Origin of the sequence: Streptomyces sp. TP-A0874 (assembly GCF_001748085.1) — a bacterium.
Lineage (GTDB): Bacteria > Actinomycetota > Actinomycetes > Streptomycetales > Streptomycetaceae > Streptomyces.
The window spans coordinates 111,436-126,281 of sequence record NZ_BBZK01000012.1 but is presented as its reverse complement, the minus strand read 5'-3'; the positions used below and the strand labels follow the sequence as shown (position 1 = coordinate 126,281).

Annotated in this window: 16 protein-coding genes; 1 reads left to right on the top strand and 15 read right to left on the bottom strand. The window is 71.7% G+C overall.

The genetic code is table 11. From position 1 onward, the window contains the following. Positions 1-51: 51 nt before the first annotated feature. Positions 52-585 carry a hypothetical protein gene (locus tag BGP73_RS19925; RefSeq protein WP_069816859.1) on the top strand — a complete coding sequence of 178 codons (534 nt, stop codon included), beginning with the start codon at positions 52-54 and terminating at the stop codon, positions 583-585. Here BGP73_RS19925 and BGP73_RS19920 read toward each other — a convergent pair. From BGP73_RS19920 to BGP73_RS19850, 15 genes are all read right to left on the bottom strand, one after another. Further along, positions 560-3,445 carry a non-ribosomal peptide synthetase gene (locus tag BGP73_RS19920; RefSeq protein ID WP_079127700.1) on the bottom strand — a complete coding sequence of 962 codons (2,886 nt, stop codon included), beginning with the start codon at positions 3,443-3,445 and terminating at the stop codon, positions 560-562. The genes BGP73_RS19925 and BGP73_RS19920 overlap by 26 nt on opposite strands. Positions 3,446-3,512: 67 nt before the next feature. Next, positions 3,513-4,337: a mycofactocin-coupled SDR family oxidoreductase gene (locus BGP73_RS19915; protein WP_069816857.1), complete on the bottom strand. Its 825-nt coding sequence runs from the start codon at positions 4,335-4,337 to the stop codon at positions 3,513-3,515. A 33-nt stretch (positions 4,338-4,370) separates the two neighbouring features. Further along, positions 4,371-5,072, bottom strand: coding sequence for a thioesterase II family protein (locus BGP73_RS19910; protein WP_069816854.1), 702 nt, complete (start codon positions 5,070-5,072; stop codon positions 4,371-4,373). A gap of 215 nt (positions 5,073-5,287) precedes the next feature. Next, a complete protein-coding gene (locus tag BGP73_RS19905; RefSeq protein WP_069816852.1) occupies positions 5,288-5,500 on the bottom strand; it encodes an MbtH family protein in 213 nt (70 codons plus the stop codon). 95 nt (positions 5,501-5,595) lie between these two features. Further along, positions 5,596-6,234, bottom strand: a complete 639-nt coding sequence (locus BGP73_RS19900; RefSeq protein WP_069816850.1) for a 2-hydroxychromene-2-carboxylate isomerase — start codon at positions 6,232-6,234, stop codon at positions 5,596-5,598. Between the two features lie 32 nt (positions 6,235-6,266). After that, a complete protein-coding gene (gene fabG, locus BGP73_RS19895) occupies positions 6,267-7,016 on the bottom strand; it encodes a 3-oxoacyl-[acyl-carrier-protein] reductase (RefSeq protein WP_069816848.1) in 750 nt (249 codons plus the stop codon). Positions 7,017-7,026: 10 nt separating this feature from the next. Beyond that, positions 7,027-7,566 (bottom strand): 3-hydroxyacyl-ACP dehydratase FabZ family protein, encoded by a 540-nt coding sequence (locus tag BGP73_RS19890; protein WP_280138200.1) that lies wholly within the window; start codon positions 7,564-7,566, stop codon positions 7,027-7,029. Position 7,567: 1 nt separating this feature from the next. Further along, on the bottom strand, positions 7,568-8,050 hold the full coding sequence (locus BGP73_RS19885; RefSeq protein ID WP_069816846.1) for a 3-hydroxyacyl-ACP dehydratase FabZ family protein: 483 nt from the start codon (positions 8,048-8,050) through the stop codon (positions 7,568-7,570). Next, on the bottom strand, positions 8,050-8,298 hold the full coding sequence (locus BGP73_RS19880) for an acyl carrier protein (protein WP_069816844.1): 249 nt from the start codon (positions 8,296-8,298) through the stop codon (positions 8,050-8,052). Before BGP73_RS19880 ends, BGP73_RS19885 begins: the two co-directional genes overlap by 1 nt. A 64-nt stretch (positions 8,299-8,362) precedes the next feature. Then, positions 8,363-9,475 carry a beta-ketoacyl synthase N-terminal-like domain-containing protein gene (locus BGP73_RS19875; RefSeq protein WP_069816905.1) on the bottom strand — a complete coding sequence of 371 codons (1,113 nt, stop codon included), beginning with the start codon at positions 9,473-9,475 and terminating at the stop codon, positions 8,363-8,365. Between the two features lie 55 nt (positions 9,476-9,530). After that, the gene (locus BGP73_RS19870) at positions 9,531-10,556 is read right to left on the bottom strand and encodes a hypothetical protein (protein WP_069816842.1); all 1,026 of its coding nucleotides are present in this window, start codon (positions 10,554-10,556) and stop codon (positions 9,531-9,533) included. Next, on the bottom strand, positions 10,553-11,446 hold the full coding sequence (locus tag BGP73_RS19865; protein ID WP_212732825.1) for an alpha/beta fold hydrolase: 894 nt from the start codon (positions 11,444-11,446) through the stop codon (positions 10,553-10,555). Before BGP73_RS19865 ends, BGP73_RS19870 begins: the two co-directional genes overlap by 4 nt. Next, entirely contained in the window at positions 11,446-12,390 is a 945-nt protein-coding gene (locus tag BGP73_RS19860) for a beta-ketoacyl synthase N-terminal-like domain-containing protein (protein ID WP_069816840.1), read from the bottom strand. Before BGP73_RS19860 ends, BGP73_RS19865 begins: the two co-directional genes overlap by 1 nt. After that, positions 12,387-13,535: a beta-ketoacyl-[acyl-carrier-protein] synthase family protein gene (locus BGP73_RS19855; protein ID WP_069816838.1), complete on the bottom strand. Its 1,149-nt coding sequence runs from the start codon at positions 13,533-13,535 to the stop codon at positions 12,387-12,389. The genes BGP73_RS19860 and BGP73_RS19855 overlap by 4 nt, the downstream gene beginning before the upstream one ends. Further along, positions 13,532-14,821 carry a beta-ketoacyl-[acyl-carrier-protein] synthase family protein gene (locus tag BGP73_RS19850; protein WP_069816836.1) on the bottom strand — a complete coding sequence of 430 codons (1,290 nt, stop codon included), beginning with the start codon at positions 14,819-14,821 and terminating at the stop codon, positions 13,532-13,534. Before BGP73_RS19850 ends, BGP73_RS19855 begins: the two co-directional genes overlap by 4 nt. Positions 14,822-14,846: the final 25 nt, after the last annotated feature.

Here is a 14,846-nt window from a genome sequence, read left to right as displayed (position 1 = left end):
TTGCAGCAAGTTGCTACTGCGCCCAACTAGGCCGCGTGCTAGCTTCGCTGTATGACCGAGAACAAGAAACTTCCTGTCACCGAACTCGATAGGTTCATGCCTGTCTGGCATTTCCGCGAGTATCACTCACTCCGCATTGACGCCCCCACCGAAGCGGTCATCCAGGCGGCTCAGGAGGCGACTTGGAAGGAGGCCCCGGTCGCCCGTTTCTTCCTGCTCTTCACCAGGAACGAGATCAAGGGCGAGACGCGGATACTGGACCAGTTCGCAGCTGACGGCCAGACGGTCCTGTCGGTCGGCGGCAACGAGTTCGTCTACGGCGGCATCGGCTCCGACGAAGGCCCCCACCAGCCCGAACGCCCCATGGCGGAGGCGTACCGGGACTTCGAGGAGCCCGGCTACACCAAGGTCGGATTCAATGTGCGGTACGCCGACGGGGTGCTCAGCTCGGAGACCCGCATCTACGCCACCGACACCGAGACCCGCAACCGTTTCGGCCGCTACTGGATGATCATACGCGGCCCCAGCGGTCTCACTCGCAAAGCACTTCTCAAGGCCATCAAACAGCGCGTACAAGCTGGATGAACTGAGCGGCGGTCGAGTTCCGGTAGAAATCCTGTGTCGAGACTCTGGGCAGGCCGCCGTCCCGCATTTCGCGCAGCACTCTGATCACCAGCAGTGAATTACCGCCGAGTTCGAAGAAGTTGTCACTCAGCCGTACCTCGGTATTCAGCACCTGGCTCCACAGCCGCAGGATTCGGTCGGCGATGGGGTCCGCGGTGTCCTCCGCGTCACCCCCCGCCGCACCCGCGGTCTCCCCGGGCGCCATCCCCGGCGCACCGCCGGCCGGCGCCGACGCGGCAGCCGGCGGCGGAAGGGCGGCGGCGTCCAGCTTCCCGTTGATCGTCAACGGGATGGCGGAGACCTCGGTGACGCTGGCCGGCACCATGTAGGCGGGCAGCACACCGCCGGCGTGGCTGAGGATCTCGCCGGTGGGCGTGGTCTCACGGAGCACCACGTAGGCGTCGAGTCGAGCGGTCGCCGCGTCACCGGGCCGGTCGTGGTTGAGGACGACCGCCGCCGCGGCGACGGCCGGGTGCCCCAGCAGAACGTTGCGGATCTCGTCCAACTCGATCCGGAATCCGCGCACCTTGACCTGGCTGTCCAGCCGGCCGAGGTGGTCGAGCCGGCCGTCCGGCCGGAGCCGGCCCCGGTCACCGCTGCGGTAGATCCGCGACGAGCCGTCGTAGGGATCGGTGATGAACCGTTCCTCGGTCAGCTCCGGAAGGCCCAGGTAGCGGTCGGCCACGCCGGCGCCGCCCACGCAGATCTCCCCCGAGGCACCGGCCGGCAGCAGCCGGCCGCGCGGGTCGCGCACCGAGAGCGACCAACCGGGCATGGCGCGCCCCACCGAGCGGCTGCCGGCCACCATCTCGACCGGGGTGACCGTCTGCTGGGTGACGTGCACGGTGGTCTCGGTGATGCCGAACATGTTCACCAGCCGGCAGCGGGTGTGGGAGTGCCGGGCGAACCACTCACCGAGCATCCGCACGTCCAGCGGTTCCCCGCCGAAGACCACCAGCCGCACCACGAGTCGCCCGCCGAGCCGCCGGTCGGCCTCGATGAGCTGGGCGAAGGCCGACGGGGTCTGGCTGAGGACGGTGACCCGTTCCTCCGTGAGCAGTTCGTGGAAGAGGTCGGTGTCCCGGGTGACCCAGTGGTCCACGACCACCAGCCGGCCGCCGGTCAGCAGGCAGCCCCAGATCTCCCACACCGAGAAGTCGAAGGCGCTGGAGTGGAAGAGCGTCCACACGTCCTCGGGCCCGAGCCCGAAGTCGCCCCGCGTCGCCTCGACCAGTGCGGCGACATTGCGGTGCGGGACCACCACGCCCTTGGGGCGGCCGGTGGAGCCCGAGGTGTAGATCACGTACGCGGCGCCGTCCCCGTCGACCCCGCCGACCGGCTGCTCGCCGGAGCGCTGCTCGCCCTCGGCCCGGAGCTCGGCGGGCGAGACCACCCGCACCCCCTCCAGCTCGGGGAAGCCGTCACCGGCGATCACCACGCGGGCTTCGGAGTTCTCCACCGTGTAGCGCAGCCGGTCCGCGGGGTAGCGGATGTCCATCGGCACATAGGCGCAGCCGGCCTTCAACACCGCGAGCAGGGTGATGACCAGCTCCGCGTCACGGTCGAGGGCCACCCCGACGAGGCTGCCCGGCTCGGCGCCGAGCGCCTGCAGCCCGGCCGCCATCCGGTCCGCCCGCTCGTCCAGCTCGGCGTAGCTGAGCGAGGTCTTCCGGTCGGTCAGGGCGACGGCGTCGGGGTGGCTGGCGGCGATCTCCGCGAAGCGGCCGTGGATGGTCCGCTCGGTCGAGACCGGGCCGCCGACGGCGGGGGTGGCCCCCGCCCGCAGCGTCCGCCGGGCCTCCTCCTCCGTCATCAACTCGATCTCACCCAGCGTCCGGTCCGAACCCGCGGTGGCCAACTGGTCGGCGACGTGGGCCACATGACGGGCGAACCCCTCGGCGATCTCCGGATCCGTCTCGCCCCGGTCGTAGGAGAGCACGCCCCGCACCGAGTGGTCGGGCTGCCGCTGCCAGTGGATGGTGATCGGCAGCACCGGCGCCAGGAACGGCCGGTAGTCGACCCCGGGCGCCCGCTCGCTCATCACCACCCCGACCGTGGGGACCGGGCGCTGCTCGGCGGGCTCCCCGCCGTAGGGCCCCTCCCACTGGGCCAGGTACTCGCCGACCGTCCGCTCCGGGCCCGCGGAGACGGCGCGCACCGAGACGTCGCCGCCGACGCCTTCGACGTCCAGCACGCCGACGGTGGCGGTGTCCGCCGCCTCGTATCGCGCCAGCACCAGGCCCACCGCGCAGACCAGCAGGGCGTACGAGGGCTTCTCCGCCCGGAGTCCGAAGGCGACGGAGCCCTTCCGTCCGGAGTGCGAGGGCTCGCCCAGTCCCCACTCCAGGCCGGGGCGGCTGGTCACCGGCCCGACCGGGGGCGTCCAGGAGGCGCTGGAGCCGCTGCCGACGGCGAGTTCGCCGCCGTCGTCCGGGCCTTCGAGCAGCCGGGTGGCGATCGCCCGGAGCGCCCGGGCGTTCACCGCCGCCCGCAGCGCCACCAGCACCAGGTCGGCCTGTCCGTCCGGATACCTCAGCAGTACGGCGCGCAGCCGCGGTCCACCGGCCCGGAGGGGCCGTTCGGCCTCCAGCTCGACCCGGGCCCGGGCGGCCTCGTCGTCCGCCGCGACGGACATCCGCTCGTCCCAGAGCCGGAGCGGCTCGGGGCCCTCGACCACCGAGCGCAGCCGGGAGCGGAGGAGGTCGGGGTCGACCGCGGCCTCGGCTCGGACCACCAGGCTGTGGCAGGCCACGGCCCGGCCGGCCGGGCCTCGGTCCTGGTCGGTGGGGACGGCCACGCGATACCGAACTGCTGTCGCCATGAGCAGATCTCCTGCCAAGTGGAGTTGTTGTGCGAGAAGCTGGAGGGGTCGGGGACAGGGCCAGGGGTCAGCGGGCGCTGAAACCGCCGTCCACGGTGAGCGTGGTGCCGGTCACTTGGCGGGAGTCGTCGCCGGCCAGGTAGAGCGCCGCACCGGCGATGTCGTCCGGCTCGATCAGCGCGTTCATCGGCTGCGCCTGCACGAAGATCTGCTCGTGTTCGTCGACCGCGACGTCCAGCGAGCGGGCGATCTCCGCCAGCATGCGGCCCTCGAAGACCGGGTCGTCCCGGACCGAGCCGGGGCAGAGCGCGTTCACTCGCACCCGGAACGGCGCGTAGTCCAGCGCGGCCGCCTTGGTCAGCCCGATCAGGCCGTGCTTGGCGGCCGAGTAGCCGGCGAAGTGGCGGTAGCCGACCAACCCGGCGGTGGAGGAGATGTTGATGATGCTGCCCGCGTGCTGCTCGACCATCCCCGGGACCACGGCCTTCATCATCCGCCAGGCACCGCTGAGGTCCACGTCGATCATGAGGTCCCACTCGTCCTCGGTGATCTCGTGGACCGCCTTGCCGGACGGCGCGGCGATGCCGGCGCCGTTCACCAGCACCTGGAGGGTGCCGTAGCGGTCCAGCGCCTGCCCCACCGCGCGCTCCACGTCGCGCGGTTCCCGGACGTCGGCGGTGACGGTGAGCACCGAACCGCCGTACTTGCGGCACAGCTCGGCGGTGTGCTCCAGCTGGCTCTCCGAGCCCAGCGGGTAGGGCACACCGGCGATGTCCTGGCCGACGTCGATCAGCACCAGATCGGCGCCGGCCTCCGCGAAGCGCAGGGCACAGGCCCGCCCCAGTCCCCGAGCGGCGCCGGTGACCACGGCATTCTTGCCTTGCAGCAGCATCTTCCGCCTTCTCTCAGCTCGCCGGCGCTCGCCCTACCGGCCCAGCGTCCGGGAGACCTGCTCCAGCAGCGGAAGCGGGGAGTCGGTCAGGTACATGTGCTGGCCGGGGATCTCGACCAGCTCGAAGGCGCCGCTGGTGGCGGCCCGCCACTGCTCTGCCTCCTCCCGGGAGACCAGCTCGTCCTCGCTGCCGCGGAGGGAGGTGATCGGGACCGACAGCGGTTCGTCGGAGACCGGCTTGTAGTTCTCGTGCATCTCCACGTCGGCCCGGAGCAGCGGCAGCAGCAGCTCCCGCATGTCCGGGTCGGCCAGCGCGTCGTGCTGGTAACCGGCGAACTCCTGGACGCGGGCGAGGAACTCGTCGTCGGCCAGACCGGTGGCCCGGCCGGTGCGCCCGGTCCACGGCCCCGGGGAGCCGCTCACGAACAGGTGGCGGAGGTCGAGGACGCCGCTCTTCTCCAGCTGCCGCGCGAACTCGTAGGCCAGCACGGCGCCCAGGCTGTGGCCGAAGATCGCCACCGGGCGGCCGTCCTCGGCGAGCCCCTTCTCCAACTGCGGGGCGAGCTCCTCGGCGGCCCGCACCACATCGCGGTAGGGCTCGTCGATGAAGCGTTCCTCACGCCCCGGGAGCTGTACCGGGACGATCCGAGGAGCCCCCTCGGGAAGCTCCTTCCAGCCACGGTAGAAGCCCGCGCCGCCCCCGGCGAAGGGCAGGCACACCAGCGAAAATTCCATGAGCGACAATCGCTTTCTCGACATTCAAGGCAGGAGGAAATCCGGTTCACGGTCGCACGGGCCGCGGACAGCGGCAACGGGCGCGGCAACTACCTGCCAACGCCCGTCGCGGATGTGGTCCCAACCGGCCGCGCGGCGGCCGGTCGGCGGCCCGTAGCCGTCAGAGGTCGTCGTCCGACTCCGGTGTGGGACCGGGCCCGGGTCGGACGCAGGCCTCAGGAGTCCATCGCCATCGCGAGGCTCTTGGGCCGCATGTCGGTCCAGTTCTCGTTGATGTAGTCCAGGCAGGCCTGCCGGCCGTCCTTACCGTGCACGACGGTCCAGCCGGCGGGCACCTCGGCGAAGGCCGGCCACAGGGAGTGCTGGTTCTCCTCGTTGACCAGGACGTAGTACTCGGCGTTGTCGTCCTCGAAGGGGTTGGTCGCCACGATCGTTCTCCTCGCTCGTGAAGGACCGAGCCCTGGCTCGGTCCGGGTTTCTCATCTCTCGGTGTGGTGCCGGGCGGTCCGCCCCGACGTGGCGCTCAGGGGCGGTCACCGGCCTTCTCGGCCCGGGCGCGCATCGACGCCGCGAAGCCGGCCAGCCGGTCCATGCCCCAGAACTTCTCGAACCCGTTGATGAAGAAGGGCACCCCGAACACCCCGTCCCGGTGGACGTTGTTCAGAGCCGTGATGCCCCGCTCCCTTACGGCCGGGTCCTCGTGTGCTCCGGCCAGCAGCTCCGGCGGGAGGCCGAGCTCCTTGCCGATCGCGCCGATGACCTCCGGGTCGGAGATGTTCTGGCCGTTCTCCCAACGCGCCCGGTAGACGGCTGCGATGAACTCCCTGCCCAGCCCCTGCTCCTCCGCGACCAGGTACGCCAGGTGCGAGACCTCCCAACGGGGCGCCTCGTCCAGCGGCCAGGTCATGGTCAGGTTCCGCTCCCGGGAGAGCCGGCGGACGTCCTGGAGGATGTAGAAGTGCTTCTCCTTGGACATCGGGACGTACGGAAGCCGCACGCCCGCACTGTCCAGTTGCTGCTGGACGGGCTCCTCCGGCTCCCAGCACGGGTGCCATTCGATGGCGTCCGCCACGTCGGGATAGTGCTCCAGCAGGTCCCGGTAGGCCATCCAGGAGTAGGGGCTTCGGAAGGAGAAATACCAGCGCGGCGGCCGTCGGGCCATGGCGAACTCCTGAGGTTATCGGTCGTCAATCATCAGATGGTAATTCCACCGTCGATCTGCAGGACGGATCCGGTCACGTACTCGGCACGGTCGGAGGCGAGGTAGGCGACCATGTCGGCCACCTCCTCCGCCCGGCCCATCCTGCGCAGCGGAATGGCCTTCAGGGCGTCCTTGCGCGCCTTCTCGTTCATCGCGGTGGTCATGTCGGTCTCGATGAAGCCCGGAGCCACCACGTTGACCCGGATCCCGGACCGGCCCACCTCCTTGGCGAGCGACCGGGAGAAGCCGATGATGCCGGCCTTGGAGGCCGCGTAGTTCGTCTGCGAGGCGTGGCCGTACACACCCGCCACCGAGGAGATGTTGACGATGGCGCCGGCCCGGCGCTTCATCATCCCGAACACCACCGAGCGGCAGACGTGGTAGACGCCGTCCAGGTTGGTCTCGATCACCTGGTGCCACTGCTCGTCCTCCATCAGGACCAGCGGGTTGTCCCGGGTGATGCCGGCCGCGGTGACCGCGACGTCGACCGGGCCGATGCCCTCCTCGACCTCGGCGACCCAGGCGCGCACCGCGGCGGCGTCGGCCACGTCGACCCGGCGGCCGGTGGCGCGCCCTCCGGTCTCGGCGACCTCCTTCTCCAGTTCCAACGCGGCGGTCTCGTCCGACCGGTAGCAGAACGCGACGTGGAATCCGTCGCGGGCGAGGGCCAGCACGGTCGCCCGGCCGATGCCGCGGGACCCCCCGGAGACCAGGGCGGTGCGCGTGGTGGTGTTGTCGTCCATGTCTCTTCCGTCAGTCGGTCTGTGCGTCGGCCGTCGGCTCGGCTGGCCGCGGGTCTTGGGCGGGGCTCGGCTCTTCGGTCGGACGGAGCGCTTCGGCGGGGCGGAAGGCCATCACGCACCGCTCGACGGTCATCACCGGCTCCCCGTCGACCAGGCTCTGGCCCTCGCAGATCACGGTGTCGCCGAGCGCTCGGGAGATGGCCACCCGGTGTTCGAGGACGTCTCCGGGGAAGACGGTGCGGTGGTACTCCACGCCGGACATCCCGCCGAAGAGCATCACCTGCCCGTCCAGCACGTCGGGGTTGGGGTCCTCCCAGGTCGCCAGCACGCCGGCGGCCTGGCACCAGGACTCGATCAGCAGCGTCTGCGGATACCCGAAGCCCTCGTCCGGGGTGTCCGGTCCGAGCCCGGCGTACCAGGGCTCGTTGCAGCTCACGGCCTTCAGGGCGGTGAGCCGCTCGCCGGGGCTGACCTCGGTCACCCGGTCCACCAGCAGCATCGGGTAGCGGTGCGGCAACCTGCCGCGGATCTGCGCCTGAGTCGCGGTCACGTCAGCCGTCCTCGTGGTTCTGCGCGGTGGCGGCCGACCGGGCGTCGACGCCCTCGCCGTCCCCGAAGGTCTGGTAGCGCAGCCGCACCTGGGCGGCGTCTCCGCGCTGCGAGCGGAGCTTGGCCTTGCAGCGCCAACCCCCTTCGACCGCCTTCCAGTCCATGGTCACGGTGAACTCGTCGCCCGGGAAGACCGGCCCGGTGAAGCGCGCCGACTCGATCCCGGCCAGCCGGATCCCGGCCGGCCGACCCGGTGCGGTGGCCAGCGCCCCGGTGTGCACGCACTCGACCAGGCAGACGCCGGGGAAGATCGGGAAGCCCGGGTAGTGGCCGGGGAGCACCAACTCGTCGGCGGAGACGGTGAAGCGGACGGCGGTCTGCGACTCCCCGGGGGCCTCGAGCACTTCGACGGCCCCGGCGACCGGACCGGCGCGCAGCCCGGTCGCCCGCTCCGGCTCGGTCGCCGGTGTCGTCAAAGCGGTCATCAGGCCAGCTTCTCCACGAGCAGGTCGTAGGCGTTCTGCAGGCAGCTGACCTGCTTCAGCTCGGCCTCCTGGAACTTCACCCCGTACTTCTTCTCCAGGACCACCACCACCTCGAGCGACATCAGCGAGTCGACCTCCAGGTCGTCCACGAAGCTCGCGGTGTCGGTGACCTGGTCCGCCTCGGTGTCCAGGGCCTGTGCGACCGTCTCGCGCAGGTCTTCCTTGTCCAGTACCGCAGGAGCACTCATGCTTGTCGTCTTCCTCTGTTCTTCGTCGGGTTTCACGGGTTGAGCTGGTGGTTCCGGTGGTCGGTCAGCGCAGTGCGATGACGGCGCAGCCGACCGAACCGGTGCGGTCGACCGAGGTGAGCACGCCCACTCGGCCCGCGGCCCGCTCCGGCTGGTCCTCGGCGTAGGCGAGCAGGGCCGCCGCCTGGAAGGCGGCCGCCGCGGCGCCGGTGTCGCCGATCAGTTCCGCGGGGTTCAGATCGACCGCCGAGGCGTCGGCGAGCACCTCCTGGACGGCGGCCCGCTCCGCCTCCCCCTCCTTGCCCGGGGCACCGGAGCGGGCGACGGCGACGATCTCGGAGAGTTCGACCTCGGCCCGCCGCAGCCCGCGGCGCAGGCACTGGGTGAGCACCGGCCCCACGTCGCCGTCCAGGCAGACGGCCGTCTCGACGGCGAGGATCTCCGCGAGCACCGGCTGGTCCGCGCCGCCGGGCGGCTCGACCAGCAGCACCGCGCAGCCCTCGCCCAGGTGCGGGGTGCTGTCGGTGGCCTCGCTGCTGTGGTGCTCCAGCCAGGCACGCGCCGAGGAGAACTCCTCCGCGGCGCCGCACAGCACCGTCTCCGCGCGGCCGGCGGCCAGCAGTCGGCGGGAGTAGTTGAGCGCGTGCAGGCCGGCGGTGTGCCCGCCGGCGATCGTCGTGTTCGGCCCCTTGAGCTGGTGCCAGATGGCGCTCTGCCCGGCGGCGCAGTTCATCACCGCGTTCGGGAACCGGGCCGGGTCCACGAAGTAGGGCTGGTCGCCGGTGTAGGAGTCGCGGATGAAGTCCATCATCGACTGGGCGCTGCCGGTGGTGGTCCCCAGCGCCAACGCCGCGCGCTCCCCGGTCGAGACGGCCCGGTTCCGTTCGGCGTCGTCCAGCAGCGCCCCGACCGCGACCACGGTGAGCCCGCTGACCCGGTCCATCGACCGGGTGCCCTTGCGGCCGAGCACCTTGCGGATGTCGAAGTCGGGCACCGTGCAGGCGGCGCCCTCGGGGGTGGCCCCGAAGCCCTCGCCGACCTCGGCGACCGTGGTGCGGCGTTCCCGCATCCCCTCGCTGAAGGCCGTCCGGCCGATGCCGAACGGTGAGACGGCCGACCAGGCCGTGATGACCGGCCGACGCTCGCCGGTCGCGGCGGAGACCGCGGATGACGTCATGCGGAACACACCCTTCGGTTGTCGTGCCGGCGGTCGCTGCCGCCGCGGTGCCCGGTCACGCGGAGCGCGCGTCACCGCGCAGGGCCGCGAGCACCCGCTCGTCGAAGCTGACCAGGCCCCAGTCACGGCGGTTCTCGATCACCGCGTAGCCGTGGGTGATCTTGCCCGTCGCGACCAGCACGAGCTCGCCGTCGCGGACCACGTAGCAGTCCATCCGGGAGGTGTAGACGAAGTCCTTGAAGATGTTCTCGACGGTGTAGACCGTGTAGAGGTCCTCCTCCATCCGCGCCTCGTCGAGGATGCGGATCTGCGAGTGCGGGACGGCCGGGATCCACTTGCACTCGTCCAGCAGCGTCTTGATGGAGATGCCGCGGTCGTAGACGAAGCGGTCCTTGGCCTCCTCCATCAGCCGGAGGTAGCCGGACATCTGGAGCCGCTCGGTGAAGTGGCAGTAGGGGTAGCCGATCCGCCACTTCCAGGCGTAGGCGTTCTGCCCGGCGGTGAGCGCCGCCAGCACCGGGTCGGTCCCGTCGGCCTCCGCGGGCCGGGAGGACAGCGCCTCGGCGACCGCGGCGGTCACCTCGGCCGGGGTGACCGCCGGCTTCTCGTCCAGGTCGTCACCGAGCTTCCGCACCGCGTACCCGGCCAGTTCGGCGGGGACCTCGGCGGCCGGCTCCAGGTAGTCGTCGATCCGGAGCGACACCCGCACCTTGGAGGTGATGGCCTTCTCGTCGACGCCGTCCCGCTCGACGTGCAGGGCCACCTTGAAGCCGATGGTCTCGTCGCCGTCCCGGGTGAACGGCCGCACCTCGGCGCGGACCTCGTCGTCCATGTGGATCGAGCTGAGGATCCGGGTGTCGAGACCAACCAGGTCGAGACCCAGGCCGTGGTCGCCGTAGAGCCCGCGGGCCGGCAGGCCGGCCTGCCGGAAGTGGTCGAGGACGGCCTCCTCGATCAGGTAGTTGATGTGCTTGAAGCCGATCCAGGTGCCGATGTTGGACCCCTCGTAGCGAGGCCGCACGGTCACGGTGGTCGAAGAGGTGAGAAGCGCCTTTACGGCGGTGCCGGTGACGGCGGTCATGCTTGGGGCTCCAGAGTGCTGAGGACGTCGGGACCGCGCAACCGGCCCGCGTCCGCCGATGAGTTGACGAATGCGCCGATCTCGGAGGCGAAGCGCTCGGCCTCCTCGATCATGGGGAAGTGCCCGCTGCCGGGCAGGAGGCGGAACCGCGCGTCGGGCAGCGCGGCGGCCAGTGCCTCGCCCTCGCGCGGGGGCGCGGCGAAGTCGGTGTCGCCGCCCAGCACCAGGCAGGGCACGGCGATCTCGGAGGTCCGCAGCTGGGGGGTGCGCAGGTACATCTCGAAGAAGCGCAGCCAGCCGTAAGGCCCCACCCGGTCGCGGACCCGCTGGCCCATGGCGCGCTGGATCTCGGGGGCGAACCGGCCCGCGGAGTGGGCCCGGACCCCCTCCTCCATGATCAGGTGGAAGTCGTTGACGTAGTAGCTGAGGGCGTTCCAGTCGAAGTCCTCGGCCGAGCGCCGGTAGAACGGCGCCACCAGGACCAGCGAGCCGATGCCGTAGTGGGCGAACGGGTCGACGCCCTGCCGGCCGCTCCGGTCGAGCAGTTCCAGCAGGACGTTGGCCGACATGGAGTGCGCGACGACGACGTCGGGACCGCCGGGCACCTTGCGCAGCGCCTCGTCCAGCCGTGCCGTCAGATCCGGGTCCTGCCCCCAGGCGGCCATGTTCTCGCCGCGCCAGGGGAGCCGGGCCGTCCACACCTCGTGGTCGGCGGGGAGCAGACCCAGGCAGGCGTCCCACACCGAGTCGTTGGCGGCCAGGCCGTGGACGAGCAGCATCCGCCGCGTCTCGGCCGGGGCCTGCGGAGGTGGGTCGTCCGCCCCGCCCCGCGACGGCTCGGTGCGTCTGCGCACCGAGACCGGTCGCGGGTCCTCAGCGCCTGTCTGCATCAGGCCGCCTCGGGCGCGAGCAGTACCAGACCGGCGCTGGCGTCGTCGGTGTCGGTCCCGGACACCGCCAGCACCGGGCCGGAGCCGCCGCCGTCGAACCAGCCCACCGCGGCGGCGCACTGGAGCACCCCCAGGGCGCCGGAGGCCCGACCGGCCTCGGCCGGGAGGGCGACCCGCTCCACACCGGGCAGCAGCTCCGCGGCGGGCGGCGCGCCGACCGGGTCGGGCAGCTGCCACCGGGTGGGCGCGGCGGCGGAACCGGCCAGCCGCGTCACGACGCCTTCCAGCCCCGCGGTGCGCACGTACCGGCCGAGCGCGGCCCGGGAGGTGGCGCCGCGCTCGCGGGCGGCGTCCGCGGACTCCAGGACGACGGCCGCGCCGCCGTCCACCGCCCGGTCACCGGCCAGCAGCCGCCGCACCACGTCGTTGTCCGGCTCGACGCCGAGCACGAGCATCCGCTCCACCCGGCCCGCCGCGATCATGGTGGCGCCCCAGTGCAGGGCGTCCAGCCCGCCGGTGGCGCCGTTGCACACCATCAGGTTGGGGCCGCGCAGGCTGTAGCGGATGGCGATGGAGGAGGCGATCACGTTGCTGGAGGCGTTGGGCAGGTCCATGGGGCTGGCCCCGGAGACCGTCTCCTCACGGATGGTGTCCACCGCGCGGGTGACCGTGTCGAGGTTGCCGAAGTTGGAGCTGGCGACCACGCCGATGCTCTGGTCCGGCACCTCCCGCTCGCCGGCCAGCCCGGCGTCCCGCAGCGCGGCGTCCGCGAGGCAGTAGCCGAGCTGGGTGGCCCGGTCCTTGTAGCGCAGGCCCTTCTTCCCGACCAGCTCGGCCGGGGCGACGGGCTCCGCGTCGGCCGCCGGGCCGGCGGCCAGCGCACGCACCGAGTCGGCGCCCGGCAGTACCACGGCGGCACCGGTCACCAGGACCTTGGCGCTCATCGGGCCGCCTCCACGATCGCGACGGCGTTGATCCCGCCGAAACCGAAGGCGTTCAGCTGGGCCACGTTCATGGCGGCGCGCTGCTGCTCACCGGTGACGAACCGGAACTTGGCGGCCTCGTCCACCGGATCCTCCAGGCCCACGGTCGGCGGCACCCGCCCTTCGTTCATGGCCCGCAGGCCCACGATCAGATTCAGCAGCCCGGAGGCGCCGGAGGTGTGCCCCGTCATCGACTTGACGGCGGTCATCAGCGGGCGCTCCACGTCCTCGCCGAGCACCTCGGCCAGGGCGGTCGCCTCCGCCTCGTCGTTGAGCAGCGTCCCGGTGCCGTGCACCATCACCAGATCCACGTCGGAGGGCTTGACTCCGGCGTTCCGGTGCGCCGTGCGCATCGCCTCGGCGATACCGGGCGGGGACGGGGCGGTGACGTGGTAGGCGTCGCAGTTGATCCCGACTCCGCGGACCCGGCCGTGCACCGAGGCACCGTCGGCCGGCTCGCCCCGGCGCAGCACGATCGCCGCCGCGCCCTCGCCCATCAGCACGCCCGCACGGTTCCGGTCGAAGGGGCGGACCGCGTCCGGAGAGGTCGGCTGGACGCACTCCAGCAGCCCGAACATGCTCTCGGTCAGCACGTCGACGCCGGCGATGACCACCATGGCGTCCTCGTCCTCGCTCTGCTCCAGCAGATCGGATCCGAGCGCGAGCGCGTACAGCGAGGCCGAGCAGGCGTTGGAGAAGGTGTGGGTGTCGTCGGCGTTGAACCGCTCGCGCAGGGCGGTGCCGAAGTGCAGCCCGGCGTCGGTCAGTTCGGTGCCGTCCCGCCACCACTGCTCGGCGGTGCGCAGTTCCCGCAGCCCGGTGCCGATGAGCACCGGCACCCCGCTCAGGTCCTCGCCGACGCCGGCGTCCGCCAGCGCCTCGGCGATGGCGGTGGTGAGCAGTGCGGTGGCACGCGCCGGGACGTCCTCGCCCTCCACCGGGCGGTCGTCCACCTCGTAGGCGTGCCGGGTGCGGTACCGGGTGTGGTCGAAGCCGTGCAGTGCGGCGAGCCCGCTCCGGCCCTGGCAGAGGCTCTCGAACAGCTCGTCGACGCCGGAGCCGGTGCTGGCCACCGCCCCCATCCCGACGATGGGCCGACTCGTCATGACGCCTCCAGGGCGGGCAGTGCCGCGGCGGACTCGGCTCCGTCGTAACGGCCCAGGAGCACCGCGGCGTTGTTGCCGCCGAAGGCCAGGCCGTTGTTCTGCACGACCCGGAGTTCCGCCTCGACCGCGTGGTTGGGTACGCAGTCCACATCGCACTCGGGGTCGGTGGTGACGTGGTTGATGGTCGGCGGGATGAAGCGGTTGGAGATGGCCAGCGCGCAGCCGATCGCCGCCAGCGCGCTCGCCGCGCCCATGCTGTGTCCGAGCATCGACTTCATGGAGACGGTGCGCGGCGCGCGCTCGCCGAAGACCTCGCGGATGGCGCTCGCCTCGGTGATGTCGTTCGCCTTGGTACCGGTGCCGTGCGCGGAGATCAGGTCGACCTGCTCCGGCTTGACGCCGGAGTTCTCCAGCGCCAGCTCCATGCAGCGGGCCACACTCGCCTGGTTGGGGGCGACCTGGTGGTAGGCGTCGCAGTTGAGGCCGTAGCCGAGCACCTCGGCGTAGATGGTGGCGCCGCGCGCCAGCGCCGACTCCAGCCGCTCCAGCACCAGTACCCCGGCGCCCTCGCCGGTCAGGATGCCCTTGCGGTCGATGTCGAAGGGCTGGCAGTGGTCGGGGGCGATGGTGCCGACCCGGTAGAAGCCGGCGAAGGTCTTGCGGCACATGGCGTCGGCGCCGCCGCAGAAGGCGAAGTCGGCCTCGCCGGAGCTGACCACGTCGAAGCCGTAGCCGATGGCGTAGTTCCCGGCGGCACAGGCCGTCGGGACGGTGACCGCCTCGACGTTCTCCAGGCCGAGCTCCTGGGCGACGGCGACCGAGAGCCGGGCGGCCGGCACCCGCCGGACGGCGGCCGGGTCGAACGCGGTCGGCCCGTCGGCCAGCTCCACCTCGACCAGCTGGTCGAGGTCGTAGGACTCGCCGTCGGTGGTGCCGATGGAGATCAGACCGCGCTGCCCGCGCAGCTCCTCGATGTCGAGACCGGAGTCCTCCAGCGCCATCCGGGCCGCGGCGGCCGAGTACTGCGTCGCCCTGCCGAGCTGCCCCGGGTCGAGGGTGCTGATCCACTGCTCCGGATCGAAGTCGGTGACCTCGCAGCCGTTGGCATGCGCGAAACCCTCGGTGTCGAACACCGTGATGGGTTTGACGCCGCTACGCCCTTCACGCAGTCCCTGTAGGAACTGCTCCGCCCCCAGCCCGATGCTGGAGATCACGCCGAGCCCGGTGAGGACCACGCGGTGCGGTCCCATCCCCCCCTGGGCCTCGGCGTGCACTGCTGCCGACATCTCTGCCTCCCAATCCACCGTCACG